This window comes from Streptomyces sp. NRRL S-337 (genome assembly GCF_000720175.1).
GTDB classification, from domain to species: Bacteria; Actinomycetota; Actinomycetes; order Streptomycetales; family Streptomycetaceae; genus Streptomyces; species Streptomyces siderophoricus.
In genome coordinates this window covers 12896-36700 of sequence record NZ_JOIX01000018.1, presented here as the reverse complement: position 1 = coordinate 36700, position 23805 = coordinate 12896, and the positions used below count along the sequence as shown (strand labels likewise).

Here is a 23805-nt window from a genome sequence, read left to right as displayed (position 1 = left end):
GGCCGCGCCGGGAGGACATATGCCGAGGGCCCGGAAGCCGGAGCGGCTTCCGGGCCCTCGGGCGCCCGTAGGGGGTCAGCCGGCCAGCTTGGCCAGCGCGGCGTCGATGCGGGCGATGGTGCGCTCCTTGCCGAGGACTTCGAGGGACTCGAAGAGCGGCAGGCCGACCGTGCGGCCGGTGACGGCCACCCGGACCGGGGCCTGGGCCTTGCCGAGCTTGAGGCCGTGCTCCTCGCCGGCGGCCAGGACGGCCTCCTTGAGGGGCTCGGGACCGGCGTTCCAGTCGGCGGCGGCGAGCTTGGCCCGGGCGGTGGTGAGCAGGGCGACCGGGTCGCCCTTCATGGCCTTGGTCCAGGACGCCTCGTCCTCCACCGGCTCCTTGCGGAACAGGAAGTCGACATTGGCGGTGATGTCGGACAGGACCGTGAGGCGGGTCTGGGCGTGCGGGGCGATCGCGCGCCAGGCAGCCTCGTCGAAGTCCGCCGGCTCCCAGTTGGCGAACGGGGCCTTCAGCCAGGGCTCGCACCGCTTGATGAAGTCCTCGACGTCCAGCTGCCGGATGTGGTCGGCGTTGATCGCCTCGGCCTTCTTCAGGTCGAAGCGGGCCGGGTTGGCGTTGACGTCCTCGATCTCGAACTTCTCGATCAGCTCGGACACCGAGAAGATGTCCTGGTCGGCGGAGAACGACCAGCCGAGCAGCGCGAGGTAGTTGAGCAGGCCCTCGGGCAGGAAGCCGCGCTCGCGGTAGAGGTTGAGCGAGGCCTGCGGGTCGCGCTTGGAGAGCTTCTTGTTGCCCTCGCCCATGACGTACGGCAGGTGGCCGAACGCGGGGATCGACGAGGCGACGCCCAGCTCGATCAGCGCCTTGTACAGGGCGATCTGGCGGGGGGTCGAGGACAGCAGGTCCTCGCCGCGCAGGACGTGGGTGATGCCCATCAGGGCGTCGTCGACCGGGTTGACGAGGGTGTAGAGGGGCGCGCCGTTGGCCCGGACGATGCCGTAGTCCGGGACGTTGTCCGGCGTGAAGGTCAGCTCGCCGCGGACCAGGTCGGTGAAGGTGATCGGCTCGTCGGGCATCCGGAAGCGGACGATCGAGCTGCGGCCCTCGGCCTCGTACGCGGACTTCTGCTCGGCGGTCAGCTCGCGGCAGGTGCCGTCGTAACCGGAGGGCCGGCCGGCCTTGCGGGCGGCCTCGCGGCGCTCGTCGAGCTCCTCGGTGGTGCAGTAGCAGGGGTACGCGTGGCCGGCGGCGAGCAGCTTCTCGGCGATGTCCTTGTAGAGGTCCATCCGCTGGGACTGGCGGTACGGCGCGTGCGGGCCGCCGACCTCGGGGCCTTCGTCCCAGTCGAAGCCGAGCCAGTGGAAGGAGTCCAGCAGCTGGTTGTAGGACTCCTCGGAGTCGCGGGCCGCGTCGGTGTCCTCGATCCGGAAGACCAGGGTGCCCTTGTGGTGCCGCGCGTAGGCCCAGTTGAACAGGGCGGTGCGGATCAGGCCGACATGGGGGTTACCGGTCGGGGAGGGACAGAAACGTACGCGGACGGGGGTCGCGTTAGCCACGCTTGATCACCTTGTTGGTGAGAGTGCCGATGCCTTCGATGGTGACGGCGACCTCGTCGCCGACGTTGAGGGGGCCGACCCCGGCCGGGGTGCCCGTGAGGATGACGTCGCCGGGGAGCAGGGTCATCGCCTCGGTGATGTGGACGATCAGGTCCTCGATCGGGCGGACCATGTCGCTGGTGCGGCCGAGCTGGCGCTGTTCGCCGTTGACCGTGCACTGGATCGCCAGGCCGGCGGCGACGTCGGCGGGGTCCAGCCCGGTCTCGACCCAGGGGCCGAGCGGGCAGGAGCTGTCGAAGCCCTTGGCCCGGGCCCACTGCTTCTCGCGCTGCTGGACGTCGCGCGCGGTGACGTCGTTGGCGCAGGTGTAGCCGAGGATGACGTCCTTGGCACGCTCGCGGGGCACCTCGCGGCACATCCGCCCGATGACGACGGCGAGCTCCGCCTCGTGGTGCACCTCCTGGGAGAAGGAGGGGTAGGCGATGGGGTCGCCGGGGCCGATCACCGAGGTGGACGGCTTGAAGAAGGTGACCGGCACGTCCGGGACGGCGTTGCCCAGCTCCGCGGCGTGTTCGGCGTAGTTGCGGCCCACGCAGACGACCTTGTTGGGCAGCACGGGGGGCAGCAGCCGGACCTTGTCGAGGGGAACCTTCTGGCCCGAGCGCTCGAATTCCGCGAAGGGATGACCCTTGATGACGTCGAGTTCGTCGCCTTCGAGGACGCCGAAGCCGACGTTGCCGTCGATGGAGAATCTGGCGATGCGCACGGGTGCCGCTGCCCCTCAGTGATCATTGACCGGAGTTGACACTCCAGGCTATCGCCCCTGTTCGGGCGCGCGCTCACCTATTGGGGCGGCGAGGCGGTACGCGGCCGCTGCCCTTCCGTCGCGTGACTAGGCGCTGACGCCCTGCTCGGGGACGTCCATCAGGACGGTGCGCCGCGGGTTGGCGGTCTGCGTGGGGAGATCGACGGTGTGCTCCGGGGCCTCGAAGAGGGTGGCTCCGAGCTCCTCGGCGTCCTTGAGATGGGCCAGGGTGGTGCGCCGCGGGTTGGCTATGTTGCGGAACATCATCGTCGTCTTCACTTCGGTATGCCTCGTGTGGTCGGAAGCTGGGGATCGGCCGGTGAAAAAGCCGTTGCGGAAACCTGTCTTGTCAGTTTCGGCAACTGTGTAAAGCGTCAGGCTATGCGCGCTATTCCCTCCGAAGTGATGGGGAACTCAACGATCTTCCTGTGAGTTTGCTCACGAGTCGTGCGACAAAAGCCGCATTTTCCTTGATCAACATCCTTGGGCGAATCGGACAATGGCGGATTGAAGCGCACGTTCCGCTCCCGATCACCGCACCTGGGACAGCCGCCGAAGGCGTACGACTCGCGGAGATACGTCCGATACCTCCAGGGGCTTCTTCTACAACTCGTGACGCGTCCCGTACATTGCGTCATCCATGTCACAGCCACCCGCTCCGCTCTTGTTGGAGATCCGGCACTGTGCTGGAATTCCACGGACCGCCGCACGTTTCAGCCGGCGCGCAGGGCGCAAGGTGGCGCCGCGCGGTGGTGCCGCTCTCTCGGCCAGAGGGGGCAGCCCGCCGGTCATTCACGACCGCCATGGGGGATTCACGGCCCCCAATACGACTCGACACCGTCCCGCCGAGGTGGGACGCCTGGTCCAGAGGTTGCGACGCTAGTGCAGGGACGTTTCAAGAGGGATGGCAGCGCTGCGGCGGAACCGGAGCTGCGCGGCGGAACCGACCGCGCCTCCTCGCCCCAGCGCGACCGCAACAACCCGGCGGGCGGCCTCACGTCGTCCGACCACAGCGGCCAGGCGCCGGGCGGTGATGCCGCGGACACCGGTGCGCCCAAGGCCGCGACCGGACCCGGTTCGCGAATAGCGCTGCGCAACTGGCGCATCAGCACCCGACTGGTCTCCCTGCTCGCGCTGCCCGTGGTCGCCGCCACCACGCTCGGCGGCATGCGCATCGCCACGCAGCTGGACAACATCGACCAGCTCGACAAGATGCAGATGCTCACCGAGATGACCCGGCAGGCGACCGAGCTCGCCGACGCGCTGCAGATCGAGCGGGACAAGTCGGCCGGTCCGCTGGCCGGCAGCGGCAACGCCAAGGACGACGCGAACGTCGTCGCTCCCCGTGAGGCGACCGACCGCGCCAAGCTCTCCTTCAACCAGGCCACCGGCGACATCCAGGGCCAGGACGCCACGATGGCCGGCGTCCGGGCGACCATCCTGGAGATCGGCCGCCAGCTCAACACCCTCAACGAGATCCGCGCCAACGCCTACAAGGACGACGGCAACACCGCGCGGACCGTCACCAGCTACAACCAGCTGATCAACTCGCTGCTGTCGCTCTCCCAGGACATGGCGCAGGCCACCAGCAACCCGGAGATGATCCGCAGTACCCGTGCGCTGGCGGCGTTCTCGTCGGCCAAGGAGTACGCGTCGATCCAGCGCGCCCTGATCAGTGCCGGTCTCGCCCACAAGGGCGGCCCGGAGCTGTCCGCCAACGACCGGCAGGCCGGCCACAACGCCGAGATCAGCGAGAAGGCGGCCCGGGACCGGTTCTCGCAGATCTACGCCAACAACGCCGGCGCGCTCACCCGCGGTCTGGACGGCAACAACGACGAGATCAAGGCCGCGTCGGCCTTCTCGCACCGCGCCTTCGCCAGCGCCTCCGGCATCCGCAGCCAGGACTACCGCTACCTCGACTGGTACGACTCCGACACCGTCAAGATCGACGAGATGTCGCGGATCGAGACCACGCTGCTGTCGGAGATGGAGCAGAAGTCCCGCGAGGCCCGCAACGAGGCCACCCAGGACGCCCTCATCAACGGTGCGGTGATCCTCCTCGTCCTCGGCGTCTCGCTGGTCGGCGCGTTCGTCGTGGCCCGCTCCATGGTCCGCTCGCTGCGCCGGCTGCAGGACACCGCGCAGAAGGTCGCCCAGGACCGGCTGCCGGAGCTGGTCAAGCAGCTGTCCGAGTCCGACCCGCAGGACGTGGACACCTCCGTCGAGTCGGTCGGTGTGCACAGCCGGGACGAGATCGGCCGGGTGGCCGCGGCCTTCGACGACGTGCACCGCGAGGCGGTCCGCCTCGCCTCCGAGCAGGCGCTGCTGCGGGGCAACGTCAACGCGATGTTCACCAACCTCTCGCGCCGCTCCCAGGGCCTGATCCAGCGTCAGCTCTCGCTGATCTCCGAACTGGAGTCCCGCGAGGCCGACCCGGACCAGCTCTCCTCGCTCTTCAAGCTCGACCACCTCGCGACCCGTATGCGCCGTAACGGCGAGAACCTCCTGGTCCTCGCGGGTGAGGAGCCGGGCCGCCGGTGGACCCGCCCGGTGCCGCTGGTCGACGTGCTCCGTGCCGCCGCCTCCGAGGTGGAGCAGTACGAGCGCATCGAGCTCAACGCCGTCCCGCAGACCGAGGTCGCCGGCCGGGTCGTCAACGACCTCGTGCACCTGCTCGCCGAGCTGCTGGAGAACGCCACCTCGTTCTCCTCCCCGCAGACCAAGGTCAAGGTCACCGGTCACGCGCTGCCCGACGGCCGGGTCCTGGTCGAGATCCACGACACCGGTATCGGCCTGTCCCCCGAGGACCTCTCGGCGATCAACGAGCGGCTGGCCAGCCCGCCGACCGTGGACGTCTCGGTCTCCCGCCGGATGGGTCTGTTCGTGGTCGGCCGGCTGTCCCTGCGACATGGCATCCGCATCCAGCTCCGGCCGTCCGACTCCGGTGGCACCACCGCACTGGTCATGCTGCCGGTCGACGTCGCCCAGGGCGGCAAGAAGCCGGCACCGAGCACCGCCAAGGGCGCACCCGGTGACGGCGGCGGTGCGCCGTCCAGCCGGCTCGCAGGTCTCCAGCCGCGCGGCCAGGTCGGTTCCGGCCCGGGCGCCGGCGGCCGTCCCGCGCTGCCCGGCCGCGGCGGTCCCGGTGGCGCCCCGAACGCCTTCGGCGCCCCGTCCGGGCGTCCCGCGCCGGCCGGCGCCGCACCCGGCACCCCGGCCGCGGGCGGCGACACCCGTCCGCCCGCCGCGCGCTCCGGCGGTGCGCGCCCCGCGCTGCCGACCCGCGGCGCGGACAACGGCCCCGCCAACGGCCCCATGCCGACGGTTGCCCCGCCCACCGGTGCGCCCCGCCGCGAGGAGCGGCCGGAGCTGCCGGCCCGCGGTGCGGCGGCCGAACTCCCGGGCGGTGCGCCGGCCGGCGGCCGCGGTGGCCAGGACGGCCGCGGGAGCCAGGACTCCTTCGGCGGTCAGCAGCAGGGCGGTACGAGCTGGGGCGCCCGCCGCGAGCGCGGCGGTGACGACGACTGGCCGCTGACGCCCCGCGAGGCGCAGGACCGGCCGCGCGGCCACGAGGAGCCGGACACCACCGGCAGCTTCGAGCGGCCCGCACCGGCCGGCGGCCCCGGTGACACCGCCGCGTTCGCCCGTCCCGACTTCAACGCCCCGCCGCCCTCGGCCAAGGCCCCGGAGCGCGAGCCGGACCGGTACGACACGGGCCAGTACCCGGCGGACCGTTACGACACCGGCGAGTACCCCGCGGACCGTTACGACACCGGCGAGTACCCGGCGGACCGTTACGACACCGGCGAGTACCCGGCGGACCGCTTCCCGCAGCCCGCCGCGGAGGCCGATCCGTACGAGACCGGTCAGCTCGACGCCCGTCAGCTGCAGCGGGACGCGGACCGGGCCGGTTACGCCGGCGACCCGCAGGGCACCGGCCAGTTCCCGGTGGCCCGGCCGCAGGACGGCCGCGCCCCGGAGCCGGACGTGCTCGGCGGCGCCGACGCCGGTCCCGGTGACGGCCGTACGCCGATCTTCGACACGATCGAGTCCAACTGGTTCAACCACCCGGCGTCCGCCGCCGCCGGTGTGCCGCCGCAGGGCACCGAGGAGCCGGAGGCGCAGCGGCTGCCGCGCCGCGGAGCCGCGGCGGCCCCGGGTGCGCCCGCCGAGCCGCAGGGCAACGGCGCACGCAACCCGGAGCGGGCGGACGCCACGGCGCAGTGGCGCAGTTCGCCGAACGACGAGACCTGGCGGCAGGCGGAGCAGATCCGCCAGCCGGCCTCGGGCGGTGTCACCACCTCCGGGCTGCCGCGCCGGGTCCCGCGCGCCAACCTCGTCGCGGGCACCGCTCAACAGCAGCAGCCCGCACAGAGCGGTCCGCAGGTCTCCCGCGCGCCGGGCGATGTGCGCGGCCGGCTGACCAATCTCCGTCGCGGTATCCAGCAGGGCCGGCAGGCCGGGACGTCGTCCACCGGCAACCACGGCATTGTCGATCCCACACACCAGCAGGAGCGTTAGTTGAGTCCGATGAGCCAGGCGGCGCAGAATCTGAACTGGTTGATCACCAACTTCGTGGACAACACCCCCGGGGTGTCGCACAGTGCGACATCGGCCTGGTCGGCTACGAGATGGCCCTGCTGGTCGACCGCGCGGGGACGGTGCTCACGCCCGACCTCCGCGCCGAACTCCAGGGCAGTCTGCTGAACTGACGGCGTCCGCAGCGCCACCCGTTCAGCGCCCACCATCCATCCGTGCCGCACCCCCCACCGGCCCAACCCGACGACAGCGCGCGCTGTCCCGTCCGGAGGACCCCATGACCCCGCCACCTGCCACTTCCGGCCCGTACGGCGCCTACAGCCAAGCGCCGTACGGGAGCGAAGGTGACCAGCCGCTGGTGCGCCCGTACGCCATGACCGGAGGCCGGACCCGGCCGCGCTACCAGCTCGCCATCGAGGCGCTGGTCAGCACGACCGCCGACCCCGCCCAGCTGCCCGGGCTGCTGCCCGAGCACCAGCGGATCTGCCACCTGTGCCGTGAGGTGAAGTCGGTCGCCGAGGTCTCCGCGCTGCTGCACATCCCGCTGGGCGTGGCGCGGATCCTCGTCGCGGACCTGGCAGAGGCCGGGATGGTGGCGATCCACCAGCCCGGGGGCAGCGGCGAGGCCGGCGGTACGCCGGACGTGACCTTGCTGGAGAGGGTGCTCAGTGGACTTCGCAAGCTCTGACGGCGGCTTCGCCGCGAGCCCGGCCCGCTCCACCACGTCCGCGAAGATCGTGGTGGCGGGCGGCTTCGGCGTGGGCAAGACCACGTTCGTCGGCGCGGTCTCGGAGATCAACCCGCTGCGTACGGAGGCCGTGATGACCTCCGCGTCGGCGGGGATCGACGACCTCAGCCACGTGCAGGACAAGACCACGACGACCGTGGCGATGGACTTCGGCCGGATCACGCTGGACCAGGACCTGATCCTGTACCTCTTCGGTACGCCGGGTCAGGACCGCTTCTGGTTCATGTGGGACGACCTTGTCCGAGGTGCCATCGGCGCGGTCGTGCTGGTGGACACCCGCCGCCTGGCCGACTGCTTCCCGGCCGTCGACTACTTCGAGAACAGCGGCCTGCCGTTCGTCGTCGCCCTCAACGGCTTCGAGGGGCACCAGCCCTACACGCCCGACGAGGTGCGTGAGGCGCTGCAGATCGGTCCCAACACCCCGATCATCACGACCGACGCCCGGCACCGCAGCGAGGCCAAGAGCGCGCTCATCACGCTCGTCGAGCACGCGCTGATGGCCCGGCTCAAGTAGGAACCGGCCGGCGCTCCGGTTCGTCATCTGTAGGGGGAACCCGGCAGTTGACTCTTATGGGAGGCGCAGCCCTGCCCAGGGCTGCGCCCCACCATCCGCGAAGGGATCTGTGTCCTTCGACACGCCCACAAATTCGCTTCATAACGTTTCGACAGTGAATCCCTGAGGTTTCGACACCCCACGCGCATGCCCGGCTTCGCTGCGCTCACGGATCGCCTGTCTTTTGCTGCGTCTCGCCCTTAACGCCCCTTTTATCTGAGGGCCTTCCGGGCCCGCTCAGGCTTTGCTCAGTGTTTGGAACGCACCGCCCTGACGTGCTGAAATTCGCTGAACTCCGGAGTAGGAAAGCCCAGAAGAAACGGCACAGCAGGTAGTGCCGGCCGCCGAGAGGTTGTTGGTCGAGTGAGGCGAAGCACGTCGAGCCCCGAGCCGCAGGAACCGCGGCGGGGCAACTTCACGCCGCCGCCGAGAGGTGGCGTACCGGCTTCCGACGCGCCCGAGGACACGGTCGCGAAGCCTCCGGTCAGCGGTAGCAAGTACTCCCCGCGCAACTGGCGGGTGGCCACGAGGCTGAACGCCATCCTGCTGATCCCCGTGCTGCTCGCCCTGGTCTTCGGCGGCCTGCGGGTGAACACCTCGTTCGCCACCTGGCAGGAGGCGCAGGACGCGGAGAACACCGCGAAGCTCGTGCGCGCCGCACTGTCCTACAGCACCGCCCTGATCGACGAGCGGGACCGCACCGCGGCGCCGCTGCTGGAGGGCAAGAAGGACGACCCGGTCGTCCAGGAGGCCCGGGACACCACCGACGCCGCCGCCGACGCCTTCCACAAGGCCGCCAAGGCCATGCCGGACAAGCCGGGCCTCAAGCGCCGGCTCGCCGCGTTCGAGAAGGTCGAGCCCAAGCTCCAGTTGCTGCGCCAGGCCGCGTACACCGCCAAGCTGCACGGTGTGCAGACCGAAGAGGGCTACGTCGAGGTCCAGCACCCGCTGATGGAGTTCGCCAACGAACTCGGCCTGGGCACCGGCAACATCACCTCCTACGGCCGGACCGTCTACGCCGTGGCGCTGGCCAAGGCCGCCGAGTCGCTGCAGCGCTCGATCGGCACCCACCTGCTGGTCGACCCGGCGAGCCCGCAGGGCGGCAAGGAGCACAAGCTCCAGCTGACCGCCTTCGCGTCGTACCGCTACCTGGAGGGCATCGCCATCGGCGAGTACACCTCCGGCGGCACCCCTGAGGACGTCGAGCGGCTGAAGAAGGACGCCGCCGCACTCAAGCAGGCCGCACAGCAGAAGATCGCACAGGCAAAGCAGCAGGCGCAGGCCGCGAACCGGCCGTTCCGCACCCCGCCGTCCATCGACCAGATGTCCACCCTGATCGGGACCGGTGCGGCGCCGGAGACGCTGAGCCTGAAGGGCATCACCTCCGACAGCTACTTCGCGGCCGCAACCGGCAAGTTCAACATGTACCGGTCCATCGAGAAGGACCTGGCCGACAAGGCCGTGAACGAGGCCGCACAGATCTCCGCGGACGCCAAGCGGTCCACCTTCGTCGACTCCGCGATCGCGGTCGCCGCGCTGATCATCGCGTTCGTCGTGGCCGGCCTGATGGCCCGCCGGATGAGCCGCAACATGCGCCAGCTGCGCAACGCCGCCTTCGGCATCGCCGAGCAGCGGCTGCCGATGCTGGTCGACCAGCTCTCCCGGACCGCACCCGGCCGGGTCGACACCCGTGTCACCCCGATCCCGATCTCCACCACCGACGAGATCGGCGAGGTCGCCCGGGCCTTCGACCAGGTGCACCGCGAGGCCGTGCGGCTGGCCGCCGAGCAGGCGCTGCTGCGGGGCAACGTCAACGCGATCTTCACCAACCTCTCCAGCCGTAACCAGGGCCTGATCGAGCGTCAGCTGGAGCTGATCACCGACCTGGAGAACAACGAGGCGGACCCGGACCAGCTGGAGAGCCTCTTCCGGCTCGACCACCTCGCCACCCGTATGCGCCGCAACGGCGAGAACCTCCTCATCCTCGCCGGCGAGGAGCCGGGCCGCCGCTGGAACCAGCCGGTGCCGCTGGTCGACGTCCTGCGGGCGGCGATCAGTGAGGTCGAGTCGTACGAGCGAATAGACCTCACCGGCGTGCCGGAGAGCGAGATCCACGGCACCGCCGTGACCGACCTCGTGCACCTGCTCTCCGAGCTGCTGGAGAACGCCACCACGTTCTCCTCGCCGCAGACCAAGGTGCGGGTGACCGCGACCCGGCTGCCCGACGGCCGGGTGATGATCGAGATCCACGACAAGGGCATCGGGCTGACCCCCGAGGACTTCGCGGACATCAACCACAAGCTGGCGAACCCGCCGAGCGTGGACGCCGCGATCTCCCAGCGCATGGGCCTGTTCGTGGTCGGCCGGCTGGCCGACCGGCACGGGATCCGGGTGCAGCTGCGCCCCTCCGGCGAGCAGGCGGGGACCACGTCCCTGGTCATGCTGCCCGAGGCGATCACCCACGGTGGCGGCGGCGACGAGCAGTACGAGGACGACTTCACGGTCTCCCGGATCGTCCCCGAGCACCAGCAGGCCGCCTACGACGGCCACCAGCGCACCGCCGCCGAGCTGGGCTTCGACGACAGCCGCTACGCCCGCACGGACGCATCCGACCTGGACATGGTCGGCCGCTCGCTGATGCGCGAGGAGCGCCGGGCCGCGCTGGAGGCGCAGGCCACCGGCGGCGAGCACCCGGCCGAGGGGCCGGACGTCGGCAATCCGCTCTTCCGCGACACAGCGACGTCCGCCACCGGGTACCAGGGCCACCCCGCCCCGGGCTATCCGGAAGCTGATCAACCGCTCTACGACGACCGGTCGCACGGCAGCCAGGCGTTCGGTGATCCGGGCTTCCCGGAGACCACCGGCCAGCAGCCATACGTCTCGCACGAACCGGTACAGCCGGACGAATGGCCCGAACGCCACGCATTCGAGGGCTACTTCGGGACCGAAGCGGAATCTGACCGGAATACAACTGCCGCTCCCGCTGACGCGCCCGAGCGCGTACCATTCGAGCGTCCGGGCCCCACACCGAGCGACCCGCACCCGCTGACGGACGCCGGCCTTCCGCGCCGCGGAGGCCGCGACCAGCAGGCACACCAGGTTCAGCAGCCGCGGAGCGCGCCGGAGACCGGCCAGGACGGCTCCGACTGGCGCAGCTCCAACGACGAGCGCTGGGAGCGGGCGGAGCGGCTGCGCGAGCCGAAGGCGGGCGGAGTCACAGCCTCCGGTCTTCCCCGCCGGGTGCCCAAGGCCAACCTGGTCGAGGGTTCCGCGGAGCAGACCCCGCAGGGCGGCCCCCAGGTCTCCCGCGCCCCGGAGGACGTCCGCGGCAGGTTGAGCAACCTGCGCCGCGGGGTCCAGCAGGGACGCAACGTCGGCACGGACCCCACCGGGGTCCCCCAGAATGACCAACAGGGCTTCGGCCCCGGCAGCACCTACGATCAGGAGCGTTAGTGTGAGCCCGATGAGCCAGGCGGCGCAGAATCTGAACTGGTTGATCACCAACTTCGTGGACAACACCCCCGGGGTGTCCCACACGGTCGTGGTCTCCGCGGACGGACTCCTTCTCGCGATGTCCGAGGGCTGTGCGACATCGGCCTGGTCGGCTACGAGATGGCCCTGCTGGTCGACCGCGCGGGGACGGTGCTCACGCCCGACCTCCGCGCCGAACTCCAGGGCAGTCTTCTCAACTAGCAAACAGGCAGTGCGTTTCCCGCCGCCGCGTCTTATGGTTCGGTGGCGCGACCGGCGTCAGACAGGCAAGTTGGAGGAGGAGACGTGGCAACGCCCCCGAGCGGATACCCGTACGGTTCCGGGCAGGAGTCCGGGCCTGTGGGCGAGACCCATCACAACCGCTTCAACTTCCCTTCTGCGCCGAGCCGCCGGCCGCAGCGGCTTCAGCCGCAGCCACAGCAGCCGGGGCCGTACGACTCCCAGCCGTACGAGCCGTCGGTGTACGACCAGCCGCAGGCCCCGCGCATCCAGCCGGTGCAGCCGCCGCGGAAGCCCGAGCCCGCTCCCTCCGGGGCGAACAACCCGCTCGTGCGCCCGTACGCCATGACCGGTGGCCGGACCCGGCCGCGCTACCAGCTCGCCATCGAGGCGCTGGTCAGCACGACCGCCGACCCGGCCAAGCTGCAGGGCCAGCTGCCGGAGCACCAGCGCATCTGCCACCTCTGCCGCGAGATCAAATCGGTGGCCGAGATCTCGGCCCTCCTCTCCATCCCCCTCGGCGTCGCCCGAATCCTCGTCGCCGACCTGGCGGAGGCCGGGCTCGTCGCCATCCATCAGCCCGGCGGGGACGAGACCGCCGGCGGACAGCCAGATGTGACACTGCTCGAAAGGGTGCTCAGTGGACTTCGCAAGCTCTAGCGGTGCAGCCCGCTCCACCACCTCCGCGAAGATCGTGGTGGCGGGCGGCTTCGGCGTGGGCAAGACCACGTTCGTCGGGGCCGTCTCAGAGATCAATCCGCTGCGTACCGAAGCCGTGATGACCTCCGCCTCCGCGGGGATCGACGACCTCACGCACGCGCCGGACAAGACGACCACGACCGTGGCGATGGACTTCGGCCGGATCACGCTGGACCAGGACCTGATCCTGTACCTCTTCGGTACGCCGGGCCAGGACCGCTTCTGGTTCATGTGGGACGACCTTGTCCGCGGTGCCATCGGTGCCGTCGTCCTGGTGGACACCCGCCGCCTGGCCGACTGCTTCCCGGCCGTCGACTACTTCGAGAACAGCGGCCTGCCGTTCGTCATCGCCCTCAACGGCTTCGACGGGCACCAGCCCTACACGCCCGACGAGGTCCGTGAGGCCCTCCAGATCGGCCCGGACGCCCCGATCATCACCACGGACGCCCGGCACCGCAGCGAGGCCAAGAGCGCGCTCATCACGCTCGTCGAGCACGCCCTCATGGCGCGCCTGCGCTAGCGCCGCCGCGTACCGGCCCCCCGTGCCCGTACGCCGCACTGCCGGAAGGCCCCCACATCGCGTGATGCGGGGGCCTTCGGCGTGCGTGCGGTACGCGCCGCGAGCGGCTACTTGTGTGCCGGGCACTCCTTCCAGGCGAAGTGGTACACGGTGTTGATGCTGCCGTCGGTGGAGTCCATGGCCATGAAGCTGGTGGCCTTGGGGTCGGCCGACTTGCCGTCCACCCTCAGCTCGGTGTTGATGTTGAAGTAGCGTTCCTCGCCGCAGGGGGCGTAGACCAGGGCGTCGACGCCGGTCTCGTCCGAGGTCTGCCAGTTGGTGTCGTAGGGGCCGGTGAAGGTGTGGCTCTTGCGGGCCGTCTGCTGCTGGCCCTGGAAGTAGTAGTTCGCCTGCTCCAGCCCCTTGGCGCCGGGAGCCAGCGAGGCGTAACCGCGGTAGTCGGCGCGGGCGATGGCGTAGGTGAAGCCCTGCGGGACGTGGACGTTCAGGGCGATCTGGCAGTTCTTGCGGGCGTCGGTGGGCTTGCTGGTGCCGCCCGCCTGGGCGAGGTATTCGCTGTAGGTGACGGTGAAGGCGGTGTTGTCGGGGGCGATGGCCACCGCGGCGCTGCCGGGTCTGCAGCCCGATCCGTTGACCGTGGCGACGGTGATGGTGATCTTGCCGGTCGGCGGATCGTCACCGAACCGCGCTGGTGAGGTGGGGGATGCCGATCCGGCGAGGAGCAACGATGCCACTGCGGCACCAGCACTGAGCGTGCTGAGCATGGGCTTTCCTTCCGGTCGTCCTAAGCCCGCGGCGCGGGAACACCAGGAGTGGGGATGACGAGCGCATGCCAGCACGGGGATCTCCCCTTGACCAGCTCTGCTCCGCAGGATTGGGGCGAACCTACGCCTTGATTCGGACGTCGGCTACCGAATCGGAACACCCGGGACGCCAGGCCACTGATGCGACATCAACCACCTTTGTTCACAAGGAAGTTGAAATGGGAACGGAAAAGGGCCCCGCGGGCGTGCCGCGGGGCCCTTCCGTGCGTGCTCGGTCAGCGCTGCCAGCTGGTCGCGCCGTGGAAGCCGCTCTGGCGCTCCAGACGGCGCCAGCGGGCGGCGGTGGCGTGCGGGCCGGCCGGGGCGGCGGCCGGGCGGTGGGCGGCGCGGGCCAGCAGGACGGCGGTCAGGGCGGCGAGCTCTTCCTCGCTGGCCTGGCCCTTCTCCACACGGATCGGGGCGGTGCGGTGGGCAGTGTTCACGGTGTCTTCTTCTCCGTCGTCGCGTCGTCGGTGATTCGCGGGTGCCCAAAAGGGGCTACTGGGGCGGGTTGCCGTGCTTGCGGGCCGGGAGGTCGGCGTGCTTGGTGCGCAACATGTCCAGGGCCCGGATGAGGGTCCGGCGGGTGTCGGCGGGGTCGATGACGTCGTCGACCAGACCGCGCTCGGCCGCGTAGTACGGGTGCATCAGCTCGGACTTGTACTCCTTGACCATGCGGGTGCGCATGGCCTCGGAGTCGTCGGCCTCGGCGATCTGCTTGCGGAAGATGACGTTGGCCGCGCCCTCCGCGCCCATCACCGCGATCTCGTTGGTCGGCCAGGCGTAGGTCAGGTCGGCGCCGATGGACTGCGAGTCCATGACGATGTAGGCGCCGCCGTAGGCCTTGCGCAGGACGATGGAGATGCGCGGCACGGTGGCGTTGCAGTACGCGTACAGGAGCTTGGCGCCGTGCCGGATGATGCCGCCGTGCTCCTGGTCGACGCCGGGCAGGAAACCGGGCACGTCGAGCAGGGTGACGATCGGGATGTTGAAGGCGTCGCACATCTGGACGAAGCGGGCGGCCTTCTCGGACGCCTCGATGTCCAGCACACCGGCCAGCGACTGCGGCTGGTTGGCGATGATGCCGACCACCTTGCCGTCGAAGCGGCTCAGCGCGCAGATGATGTTGGTGGCCCAGCGCTCGTGGACCTCCAGGTACTCGCCGTCGTCGACGATCTCCTCGATGACCTTGCGCATGTCGTACGGGCGGTTGCCGTCGGCCGGCACCAGGTCCAGCAGCGCGTCGCCGGAGCGGTCGGCCGGGTCCTCGCACGGCACCGCCGGCGGGTTCTCGCGGTTGTTCGCCGGCAGCAGGGAGAGGAGGTAGCGGACCTCCTCCAGGCAGGTCTGCTCGTCGTCGTAGGCGAAGTGGCAGACACCGGAGGTCTCGGCGTGCACATCGGCGCCGCCCAGGCCGTTCTGGGTGATCTCCTCGCCGGTCACCGCACGGACCACGTCCGGGCCGGTGATGAACATCTGGGAGGTCTCGCGGACCATGAAGACGAAGTCCGTCAGGGCCGGGGAGTAGGCCGCGCCGCCCGCGCAGGGGCCGAGCATGACCGAGATCTGCGGGATGACCCCGGAGGCCTTGGTGTTGCGCTGGAAGATGCCGCCGTAGCCGGCCAGCGCCGAGACGCCCTCCTGGATACGGGCGCCCGCGCCGTCGTTGAGCGAGACCAGCGGGGCACCGGCCTGGATGGCCATGTCCATGATCTTGTGGATCTTCGTGGCGTGCGCCTCGCCGAGCGCGCCGCCGAAGATCCGGAAGTCGTGTGCGTAGACGAACACCGTCCGGCCGTGGACCGTGCCCCAGCCGGTGATCACACCGTCGGTGTAGGGCTTCTTGGCCTCCAGGCCGAAGCCCGTCGCCCGGTGCCGGCGCAGCGGCTCGACCTCGTTGAACGAATCCTCGTCCAGCAGCAGCTCGATCCGCTCGCGCGCCGTCAGCTTGCCCTTGGCACGCTGGGCCTCGGTCGCCCGCTCGCTGGGTCCGCGCCGGACCTGCTCACGGATGGCGTGCAGCTCGGCCACGCGCCCGCGGGCGTCGTTGGCGCCGGCGGGCAGATCTTCGACAGTGGTCATGTATCGACGGTACGTGTGCGGGGCGCCGCACACCGATGTCGGTTTCGTACAACGTCACATGCGTTTTGGTGGGCAGGCAGTACAGAACCCTCCTGTACGCGGCCCGCGTCCCGGCCCCCGTTCGGGTGGCCGGGAGCCGCTTCCTCTGTATGGGCCCGACAAACGGCCGCCGAGTGATGTTGTGGTGACCGGTGGGCCGCGGGCCCGGCCGACCGGCAGTCCGCGGGCCCGCCGGAACGGACCCCGGCGCAGGTCAGCGCAGCCGCACGGTGCAGCGGTGGGTGGCGCAGACCGTACCGGGGCGGACCCGCAGCCGAAGGCCTCGCCCGCCCTCCACCACCTCGATCGACGGGTCCTGGTCGAGCACCCCGCGCACCGGCCGTGACCAGGTGATCTCCACCGGATCACCGGTCCGCGCGGGGGCCGCCAGGCACAGGTGGGCGGTCCGCCCGTCCGGCCGCTCGCGGATCAGCACGCTCACCGGGCCGCTGCTGCGCAGGGGGCCCGCGCGCCCCGCCCGCCAGAAGTTCGCGGCCGTTACGCCGAGCGGGTGGACGGCGATCGCCTGGCGGCACGCGTCGTTGGCGAGCACGGTCAGCCAGTGCGGGTCGGCGGCCCGCGCCGCGACGGCGTGCGCGCGGGCCCCCGGCATCAGGAGATACGCATAACAGGCATCCGACGGATCGACCCCGTGATCGGACCACAAGGTGACGTACCGCCGGGTGAACGGCTCCGCGGACGAGGTGGTGTTGATGTCGTGCCAGGAGCCGGTGCGGGCCTCGCGCAGCGCGTGCAGGGGGGCGCCGCCGGGGAAGACATAGCCGCCGTGCCCGGCGAGGTGGGCCCAGCGGGCGCGGCGGAAGGCGGTGCGGTGGCCGAGCGTGCCGGGCTGCCGTACGCCGTCGACGGTGAGCGCGGCCGTGCCGTACTCCCCCAGGCACCGGTTGTCGACGACGGTCTCGACCGCCACGCCGTCCCGCGCGGTGATCCCGGCGCCCAGACAGACGACACAGTCCGCGAGCGCGAACCAGGACTTCCGGGCACGCAGCGTCGAGGACAGCCCGCGCAGATGTTGCCCGAGGGCGGCGAATTCCCCGTCGGTGGTACCGCCCACCCACCGGACGCCGGGCTTCGGCTCCCCCCATCCGCCGCCTTCGTTGTCCGCGAGCCGCTTGGTGGACACGGTCGTGCCGGGCAGCCGGTACGGGTCGACGGTCGGCCAGAAGGCATCCGTGTACTGGTCACCGCCGGAGTCCGCGCCCCACCAGTACGTCATGCCCGCACCGGTGTGCCAGCCGCGCCGGTTCTCACCGTTGCCGTTCTCGTAGTACGTGATCCGGTCCGAGCACATCGCCACGTTCGCGACCCAGCCGGGGCGGCGGTGCACGGCGCGGTCCATGGCCGCGAAGAGCCGGTGACCGACCGGCTCGGCGGCGGCCGGGCCGGGACCGTCGGCGATCTTCCGCAGCCGGGCGAGGTCGGCGACGCCGTACTGCCGGTCGGTGAGCACCGGCAGGGTCCGGTCGCGGGCCATCCAGCCCTTGATCATCGCGTGCCACCGGTCCCGCTCGGCGGCGCTCGCGCTCTCGCCGAGCAGCGCGATGGCGGCGATCAGCGCATGGCCGTGGTAGTGGTCGCTGCGCAGCACCCTCCGTTCGTCGTTGCGGAGGTAACCGCGGCTGATCGCCCGGCCGTTGACGCTGTCCATCATCAACCCGTCGTGCAGCAGCGGCGCGTACGCGTGCTCCACGCTGTCGTGGATGATCTGCCGCCCCGGATCGGTGACCTCCCATTCCGACCCGCCGAGCAGCGCGAACAGCCGCCCCAGCCCGTCCAGCAGGACATAGCCGTAGGTACCGGAGTAGGCGACCCAGGTGTGCTGTACGAACGAGCCGTCGGCGTAGAGCCCGTCGCCCTCGCTGACGTACGGGAAGACCGGCGAGAGGGCGTCCCGGGCCAGTGCGATCTTGGCGGGCGCCCGGCCGAGGACGCCGCGCAGGGCGACCACCCGGCACAGGTCGACGCGGTTGGCGCCGGTGCTGGTGCCGGTGTAGTCGCCGAGCATCGTGTCCGGCACGAAGTGGTCGACCGCGGTCAGGCAGCGGGTGCGCAGGTCACCGGGCAGGCCGCCGCCGTCGGGCAGGTGCTCGTCCAGGATCGCGAGGGTGTCGAGGAGGAGCCGGGGACTGCCGATCTGCCACTCCCACCAGTTGCCGTAGCGGCTGGTGCCGGTGTGGTAGACGGTGGCTTCGAGGTGGTCGAGGCCGGTGAGGACGGCGTCGGCGAGGCCGGGGTCGCCGGTACGGCCGGTGCCGGGCTGGGCGTACGCCTGAGCCATCGTGTTCAGCCGGCTGTAGCTCTGGGTGATGCCGGAGGGCGGGTCGTACGGGCAGTCCGGCCACAACGCGCCTGCGGCCGGCCGCATACCCGCCCGGAAGGTGGCCGCGAGGTCGCCGGTCTCCTTCAGGACGGCGGCGTACGGCGGCGCGGTGGCGTCGAAGCCCGTGCCGAGGGTGAGCGCGCACCAGCGGCTGCGGAGGGTGTCGTAGGCGTCACCCACGTTGGGCAGGGTGTCGGCGGACGCGGGGTGGGCGGCGGCGAGGGCGAGCGCGCTCGCGGTGGAGACGGTGAGAAATCCTCGGCGTGACCAGGCGGACGGGGCGGGCTCGGTCGGCACGGTCGGTCCTCTCCACGGCGTCAACTGGGGTGTGGCGCTGCGCACTTGGGAGTTTCCGATGGTGTAGCACGGGCCCTCGCGGCACGGCAATGACCGCGCCGCAACGCCGGCCACCACCCGTCCGGCCGAGCCCGGCCCCCGCCCGGAAGCGGAAGCCCGCCAGGAAGCCCGCCCGGGAGAGAGGTGGAAACATAGAGGTTGAAGATTGAACTAAATGGCGCTACGGTGGCGGTGTCGTTGAACGTTAAACCACTCTGCTGTCCGCAGCACCCGTCCTGAGGAGGAGCCATGGCTCTGTTCACCCGCAAGCGCACCGCCGAGACCGCCGCCCCCGCCGCCGTCCTCGAGGCGGACCCCGCGCTCGCCGCGCTGACCGGCGACTACACCATCGACCCGGCCCACAGCAGCATCGGCTTCACCGTCCGGCACGCCATGGTCACCAACGTCCGCGGCACCTTCGGCAGCTACGAGGGCACGCTCTCCCTGGACGGCACCGACCCGTCCCGGTCCGCCGCCTCCCTCGACGTCGAGATCGCGAGCATCGACACCGGCATCGCGGACCGCGACGCACATCTGCGCGGCGCGGACTTCTTCGACGCCGAGAACTTCCCGCGGATGACCTTCCGCAGCATCGCCGCCGAGCGCCTGGACGGCGACCGCTACCGCCTCACCGGCGACCTCACCCTCCGGGGCGTCACCAAGCCGCTCACCATCGACCTGGAGTTCAACGGCTCGGCCACCGACGTCTACGGCGCCGAGCGGGTCGGCTTCGAGGGCAGCGCCGAGATCCTCCGCTCCGACTGGGGCCTGACCTGGAACGCGGCACTGGAGGCCGGCGGCGTCATGGTCAGCGACAAGGTCAAGCTCAGCTTCGACATCTCGGCGGTGAAGGCGTAGCCGTCGGTCGCCCACGTCGTGAGTGGGGGCGGGCGTGATCTTCACGCCCGCCCCCACTCACGTTGTCGTGGGAAGCACTACGCCTGCGGCTCGACCCCCGCCCGCAGCAACCCGTACGCATACGCGTCGTCCAGCGCCTGCCAGGACGCCGCGATGACGTTCTCCGCCACGCCGACCGTGGACCACTCGCCGCGGCCGTCGCTGGTGGAGACCAGGACGCGGGTGATGGAGCCGGTGCCGAGGGCGCCCTCCAGGATGCGGACCTTGTAGTCGACGAGTTCCATGTGGGCGAGCTGCGGATAGATCCGCTCCAGGCCCACCCGCAGCGCGCGGTCGAGCGCGTTGACCGGGCCGTTGCCCTCCGCGGTGGCGACGATCCGCTCGCCCTTGGCCCACAGCTTCACGGTCGCCTCGTTGGCGTGCGTGCCGTCGGGGCGGTCCTCGACGATCGCCCGCCAGGACTCGACGCTGAAGTAGCGCAGGGCCTTGCCGCGGACCTCCTCGCGCAGCAGCAGCTCGAAGGAGGCGTCGGCCGCCTCGTACGTGTAGCCGGCCAGTTCGCGTTCCTTGACGCGTGCGACGACCCGGCCGACCAGCTCGCGGTCGCCGCCCAGGTCGAAGCCCAGTTCCTTGCCCTTGAGCTCGATGGAGGCGCGGCCGGCCATGTCGGAGACCAGCATCCGCATCGTGTTGCCGACCAGCGCCGGGTCGATGTGCTGGTACAGGTCCGGGTCGACCTTGATCGCGGAGGCGTGCAGACCGGCCTTGTGGGCGAAGGCGGAGACGCCGACGTAGGGCTGGTGGGTGGAGGGGGTGAGGTTGACGACCTCGGCGATGGCGTGCGAGATCCGGGTGGTCTCGGCGAGCTTGCCCTCGGGCAGCACCCGCCGGCCGTACTTGAGCTCCAGCGCGGCGACGACCGGGAAGAGGTTGGAGTTGCCGACCCGCTCGCCGTAGCCGTTGGCGGTGCACTGCACGTGGGTGGCGCCGGCGTCCACCGCGGCGAGGGTGTTGGCGACGGCGCAGCCGGTGTCGTCCTGGGCGTGGATGCCCAGCCGGACGCCGGTGTCCGCGAGGACGGTCCGGACGACCGCGGTGACCTGCGCGGGAAGCATGCCGCCGTTGGTGTCGCAGAGCACCACGACATCCGCACCGGCCTCGCCTGCCGTCCGGACGACCTGCTTGGCGTAGACCGGGTCCAGCGCGTAGCCGTCGAAGAAGTGCTCGCAGTCGAGGAAGACCCGGCGGCCCTGGGAGCGGAGGTAAGCGACGGTGTCCCGGACCATCGCGAGGTTCTCCTCCGGGGTGGTGCGCAGCGCCAGTTCGACGTGGCCGACGTGGGACTTGGCGACCAGCGTGATGATCGGGGCCCCGGAGGCCAGCAGGGCGGCGACCTGGGGGTCGTCCTCGACGCGGACGCCGGCCTTGCGGGTGGCGCCGAACGCGACCAGCTGGGCGTGCCGGAAGTCGATCTCCTCGCGGGCGCGCTGGAAGAACTCGGTGTCCCGGGGGTTGGCGCCGGGCCAGCCGCCCTCGATGAAGCCGACGCCGTACTCGTCGAGGTGCCGCGCGATGGTCAGCTTGTCGGCGACGGTGAGGTTGATGCCCTCGCGCTGCGCACCGTCGCGGAGGGTGGTGTCGAAGACGTGGAAGTCGTCGGGCACCGCGCCGGCGGGACGGGGGGCGGGCGACGGGGAGGCTTGGGGTGCGTCCGTCATGCGGTCTGGCTCCTGTCGGGTTCTCGGTCTACCGGAATAACCGGTGCCACCGCCCCTCCATGCTCCCTCGCGCTCCGCCTCCGGTGAGGTGTGGGCCGGAAACGAAAAAACCTCTCGCGGGTGCGAGAGGTCTGCGCGCGGGTCTGGGACGACGGTGGCCGCGCCGTACTCGGGGTCGTACGGGGCGGTCACTGCGGACCGGCGCGCCTGCTGCCAATAATCATGGCGAACGAGAGCACGGTCCGCAGTGTGCCATATCGGACGCACCGCGCACCCGGCGGTCTCACTATGCGGGCGGTGTGTCCACCACGAAGAGTGCCCGGTCGCGGATCCCCGGCAACGGGGAACGGCCTCCCCCGGGCGGGGGAGGCCGTGGCCGGACCGGGGGCGGGTCAGTCGGCGACGGGCTCCCGGCCCGGGGTCCGGGCGGCGTCGGCGGGTGCCTCGGTGCCGACCCGGTGCAGATCGATGGTCCGGGTCTCCCGCATGGTGATGTAGACGATCAGCGAGACCGCCGCGCAGCCCGCCACGTACCAGTAGTAGCCGGCCTCGATGCCGCCGTTCTTGAACCACAGGGCGACGTATTCGGCGGTGCCGCCGAACAGCGCGTTGGCGATCGCGTAGGGCAGCGCGACGCCCAGTGCGCGGATGCCGGTGGGGAACAGCTCGGCCTTCACACAGGCGTTGATCGAGGTGTAGCCGGTGACCACGACCAGCGCCAGCAGCGACAGCCCGAGCGCCGGCCAGAAGCTGCCGGCGTGCCGGAGCAGCATCATGATCGGCACGGTCAGGAAGGTCGAGCCGACCGCGAAGGTGATCAGCAGCGGCCGCCGCCCGATCCGGTCCGACAGCTTGCCGGCGAACGGCTGCAGGCACATGAACAGGAACAGCGCGCAGAAGCTGACCAGCGAGGCGGTCGGCTTGGCCATCCCGGCGCTCTGCGAGAGGTACTTGGTCAGGTAGGTCGTGTACGTGTAGTAGGCGACGGTGCCGCCCATGGTGAGCGCGATGACCAGGAACGCCTCGCGCTTGTGGGCCAGCAGCGCCTTGATCGTGCCGCGCTCCGGGTCGGCCTGGGCGCCCTCGTCGTGGGCGTAGACCTCCGTCTCCAGCATGTTGCGCCGCAGGTAGAAGACGATCCCGGCGCCCAGCGCGCCGACGATGAAGGGGACCCGCCAGGCCCAGCTGTGCAGCGCGTCCTCGGACAGGGTGCGCTGGAGCACGATCTGCAGCCCGAGGCCCACCAGCTGGCCCGCGGTCATCGACACGTACTGGAAGCTGGAGGCGAAACCGCGCTGCCCTTCGGCGGACGCCTCGGTCAGGTAGGTGGCGCTGGCCGCGTACTCACCGCCGACCGAGAGGCCCTGCAGCATCCGGGCGAGGAGCAGTACGGCGACCCCGCCGTAGCCGGCGACGGCGTACGTGGGCGCGATCGCGATCAGGACGGCCGAGGCGGACATCAGGGTGACGGTGAGCGTCAGCGCGGCCTTGCGGCCCTTGCGGTCGCCGATCCGGCCGAGCAGCCAGCCACCCACCGGCCGCATGAAGAAGCCGACGGCGAAGATCCCCATGGTGTTCATGAGGTTGGCCGTGTCATTCCCCTTGGGGAAGAACGCGTCCGCGAAGTACACCGCGAAGCTGGCGTACACGAACCAGTCGAACCACTCGACCATGTTGCCGGCCGAGCCGACCCAGATCTTCTTCCACTGCTCTCGTCCCATAGCCGATCACGGTCGCGGACCGGTCGGCCTTCGGCAAGGGAGAGCGCGGCAACGATCGGGCGTATTTACGTGCGTTGTGTTCACGGGCCGGCGTGCGCCGTCGGTCACCGGCGGTGTGCACATGCCGGTCAGGGACGCGGGACGCTGAGGGATTCGTCCAGGAAGTCCCGTATGTGGTCGCGGACCTGTTCGCGGTCGGTGCCGGGGAGGCCGACGACGAGGTGGGTGCCGAAGCCGTCGAGGAGGGCGCGGGTGCGGGTGGCGAAGCGTTCGGCGTCCACGGGGCGGAACTCGCCCTTGGACGCGCCCTCGACGAGGAGGGCGACCAGGTCGCGGTGCCAGGCGAGTTCGAGTTCCAGCTGGCGTTCGCGGGTCTCGTCGTCGGCGTTCTGGGAGCGGTTCCAGACCTCCAGCCAGAGGGTCCAGCGCGGGTCGCGGTGGCCCTCGGGGAGGTACAGGTCGATCAGCGCCTCCAGCCGCTCGCGGGCCGGGACACGGCGGGAGAGGGCGGCCCGGCGCTCGGCGCCGAGCTGCTCCTCGCTCCACTGGAGGGTCTGCAGCAGCAGCTCGTCCTTGGTCCCGAAGTAGTACAGGATGTGGCCGCTGCTCATGCCGACCTCGCGGCCCAGGCCCGCCATGGTCAGCCGGTCCAGGCCCTCCGCGGCGATGGTGGCCATCGCCGCGGCCAGGACCTGCTCGCGGGGCTGGTTGAGCCGGCGCCGGGGACGGCGCACGGGACCGGGCACGGGGACCTCCGGGTCGGCTGGACGGGGCC

At 70.9% G+C, this 23805-nt stretch carries 17 protein-coding genes and 2 pseudogenes; 9 read left to right on the top strand and 10 right to left on the bottom strand.

Annotation, left to right across the window (positions count from 1 at the left end):
* Nucleotides 1–75: 75 nt before the first annotated feature.
* The 3 genes from gltX to IG62_RS0115675 form a co-directional block, all read right to left on the bottom strand.
* Complete coding sequence (gltX, locus tag IG62_RS0115685; protein WP_030802362.1) at nt 76–1557, bottom strand: glutamate--tRNA ligase; 1482 nt, start codon at nt 1555–1557, stop codon at nt 76–78.
* On the bottom strand, nt 1550–2323 hold the full coding sequence (locus IG62_RS0115680) for a fumarylacetoacetate hydrolase family protein (RefSeq protein ID WP_030802360.1): 774 nt from the start codon (nt 2321–2323) through the stop codon (nt 1550–1552). Before IG62_RS0115680 ends, gltX begins: the two co-directional genes overlap by 8 nt.
* 126 nt (nt 2324–2449) lie before the next feature.
* The gene (locus tag IG62_RS0115675; RefSeq protein ID WP_030802358.1) at nt 2450–2641 is read right to left on the bottom strand and encodes a hypothetical protein; all 192 of its coding nucleotides are present in this window, start codon (nt 2639–2641) and stop codon (nt 2450–2452) included.
* 603 nt (nt 2642–3244) lie between these two features.
* Here IG62_RS0115675 and IG62_RS0115670 point away from each other — a divergent pair.
* The 8 genes and pseudogenes from IG62_RS0115670 to IG62_RS0115635 all read left to right on the top strand — a co-directional run bounded on the left by IG62_RS0115670 (nt 3245) and on the right by IG62_RS0115635 (nt 13132).
* Nucleotides 3245–6883, top strand: coding sequence for a nitrate- and nitrite sensing domain-containing protein (locus tag IG62_RS0115670; RefSeq protein ID WP_030802356.1), 3639 nt, complete (start codon nt 3245–3247; stop codon nt 6881–6883).
* Nucleotides 6884–6964: pseudogene (locus IG62_RS50140) on the top strand (roadblock/LC7 domain-containing protein); the annotation flags it as partial. It lies immediately after the preceding gene.
* Between the two features lie 214 nt (nt 6965–7178).
* Complete coding sequence (locus IG62_RS0115660) at nt 7179–7589, top strand: DUF742 domain-containing protein (protein WP_030416114.1); 411 nt, start codon at nt 7179–7181, stop codon at nt 7587–7589.
* Complete coding sequence (locus tag IG62_RS0115655) at nt 7570–8163, top strand: GTP-binding protein (RefSeq protein ID WP_030802352.1); 594 nt, start codon at nt 7570–7572, stop codon at nt 8161–8163. Before IG62_RS0115660 ends, IG62_RS0115655 begins: the two co-directional genes overlap by 20 nt.
* Nucleotides 8164–8565: 402 nt before the next feature.
* Nucleotides 8566–11655, top strand: a complete 3090-nt coding sequence (locus IG62_RS0115650; protein WP_030802350.1) for a nitrate- and nitrite sensing domain-containing protein — start codon at nt 8566–8568, stop codon at nt 11653–11655.
* A 10-nt stretch (nt 11656–11665) separates the two neighbouring features.
* Nucleotides 11666–11895 (top strand): annotated as a pseudogene (locus IG62_RS41925) (roadblock/LC7 domain-containing protein).
* Nucleotides 11896–11979: 84 nt separating this feature from the next.
* Nucleotides 11980–12573, top strand: coding sequence for a DUF742 domain-containing protein (locus tag IG62_RS0115640; protein WP_030802348.1), 594 nt, complete (start codon nt 11980–11982; stop codon nt 12571–12573).
* A complete protein-coding gene (locus IG62_RS0115635; protein WP_073447656.1) occupies nt 12554–13132 on the top strand; it encodes a GTP-binding protein in 579 nt (192 codons plus the stop codon). The genes IG62_RS0115640 and IG62_RS0115635 overlap by 20 nt, the downstream gene beginning before the upstream one ends.
* A 107-nt stretch (nt 13133–13239) precedes the next feature.
* Here IG62_RS0115635 and IG62_RS0115630 read toward each other — a convergent pair whose 3' ends face one another.
* From IG62_RS0115630 to IG62_RS0115615, 4 genes are all read right to left on the bottom strand, one after another.
* Complete coding sequence (locus IG62_RS0115630) at nt 13240–13896, bottom strand: DUF4360 domain-containing protein (RefSeq protein WP_030802345.1); 657 nt, start codon at nt 13894–13896, stop codon at nt 13240–13242.
* A gap of 275 nt (nt 13897–14171) precedes the next feature.
* Entirely contained in the window at nt 14172–14378 is a 207-nt protein-coding gene (locus IG62_RS0115625; RefSeq protein ID WP_030802343.1) for an acyl-CoA carboxylase epsilon subunit, read from the bottom strand.
* 55 nt (nt 14379–14433) lie between these two features.
* On the bottom strand, nt 14434–16017 hold the full coding sequence (locus IG62_RS0115620; protein WP_030416121.1) for an acyl-CoA carboxylase subunit beta: 1584 nt from the start codon (nt 16015–16017) through the stop codon (nt 14434–14436).
* A gap of 253 nt (nt 16018–16270) precedes the next feature.
* A complete protein-coding gene (locus tag IG62_RS0115615) occupies nt 16271–18694 on the bottom strand; it encodes a polysaccharide lyase 8 family protein (protein WP_030802341.1) in 2424 nt (807 codons plus the stop codon).
* A 288-nt stretch (nt 18695–18982) separates the two neighbouring features.
* Between IG62_RS0115615 and IG62_RS0115610 the strand changes: the two genes are divergently transcribed.
* On the top strand, nt 18983–19591 hold the full coding sequence (locus IG62_RS0115610; protein ID WP_030802340.1) for a YceI family protein: 609 nt from the start codon (nt 18983–18985) through the stop codon (nt 19589–19591).
* 77 nt (nt 19592–19668) lie between these two features.
* Here the strand turns inward: IG62_RS0115610 and cimA are convergent, their stop codons facing one another.
* From cimA to IG62_RS0115595, 3 genes are all read right to left on the bottom strand, one after another.
* On the bottom strand, nt 19669–21309 hold the full coding sequence (cimA, locus tag IG62_RS0115605) for a citramalate synthase (RefSeq protein ID WP_030802338.1): 1641 nt from the start codon (nt 21307–21309) through the stop codon (nt 19669–19671).
* Nucleotides 21310–21701: 392 nt separating this feature from the next.
* A complete protein-coding gene (locus IG62_RS0115600) occupies nt 21702–23030 on the bottom strand; it encodes an MFS transporter (protein ID WP_030802336.1) in 1329 nt (442 codons plus the stop codon).
* A gap of 128 nt (nt 23031–23158) precedes the next feature.
* The gene (locus IG62_RS0115595; protein WP_030802334.1) at nt 23159–23776 is read right to left on the bottom strand and encodes a TetR/AcrR family transcriptional regulator; all 618 of its coding nucleotides are present in this window, start codon (nt 23774–23776) and stop codon (nt 23159–23161) included.
* Between the last annotated feature and the right edge of the window lie 29 nt (nt 23777–23805).

Coding starts and splice junctions, on each gene's coding strand:
- IG62_RS0115610 (WP_030802340.1), top strand. CDS start 18,983: ATGGCTCTGTTCACCCGCAAGCGCACCGCCGAGACCGCCGCCCCCGCC.
- IG62_RS0115620 (WP_030416121.1), bottom strand. CDS start 16,017: ATGACCACTGTCGAAGATCTGCCCGCCGGCGCCAACGACGCCCGCGGG.
- IG62_RS0115630 (WP_030802345.1), bottom strand. CDS start 13,896: ATGCTCAGCACGCTCAGTGCTGGTGCCGCAGTGGCATCGTTGCTCCTC.
- IG62_RS0115600 (WP_030802336.1), bottom strand. CDS start 23,030: ATGGGACGAGAGCAGTGGAAGAAGATCTGGGTCGGCTCGGCCGGCAAC.
- cimA (WP_030802338.1), bottom strand. CDS start 21,309: ATGACGGACGCACCCCAAGCCTCCCCGTCGCCCGCCCCCCGTCCCGCC.
- IG62_RS0115660 (WP_030416114.1), top strand. CDS start 7,179: ATGACCCCGCCACCTGCCACTTCCGGCCCGTACGGCGCCTACAGCCAA.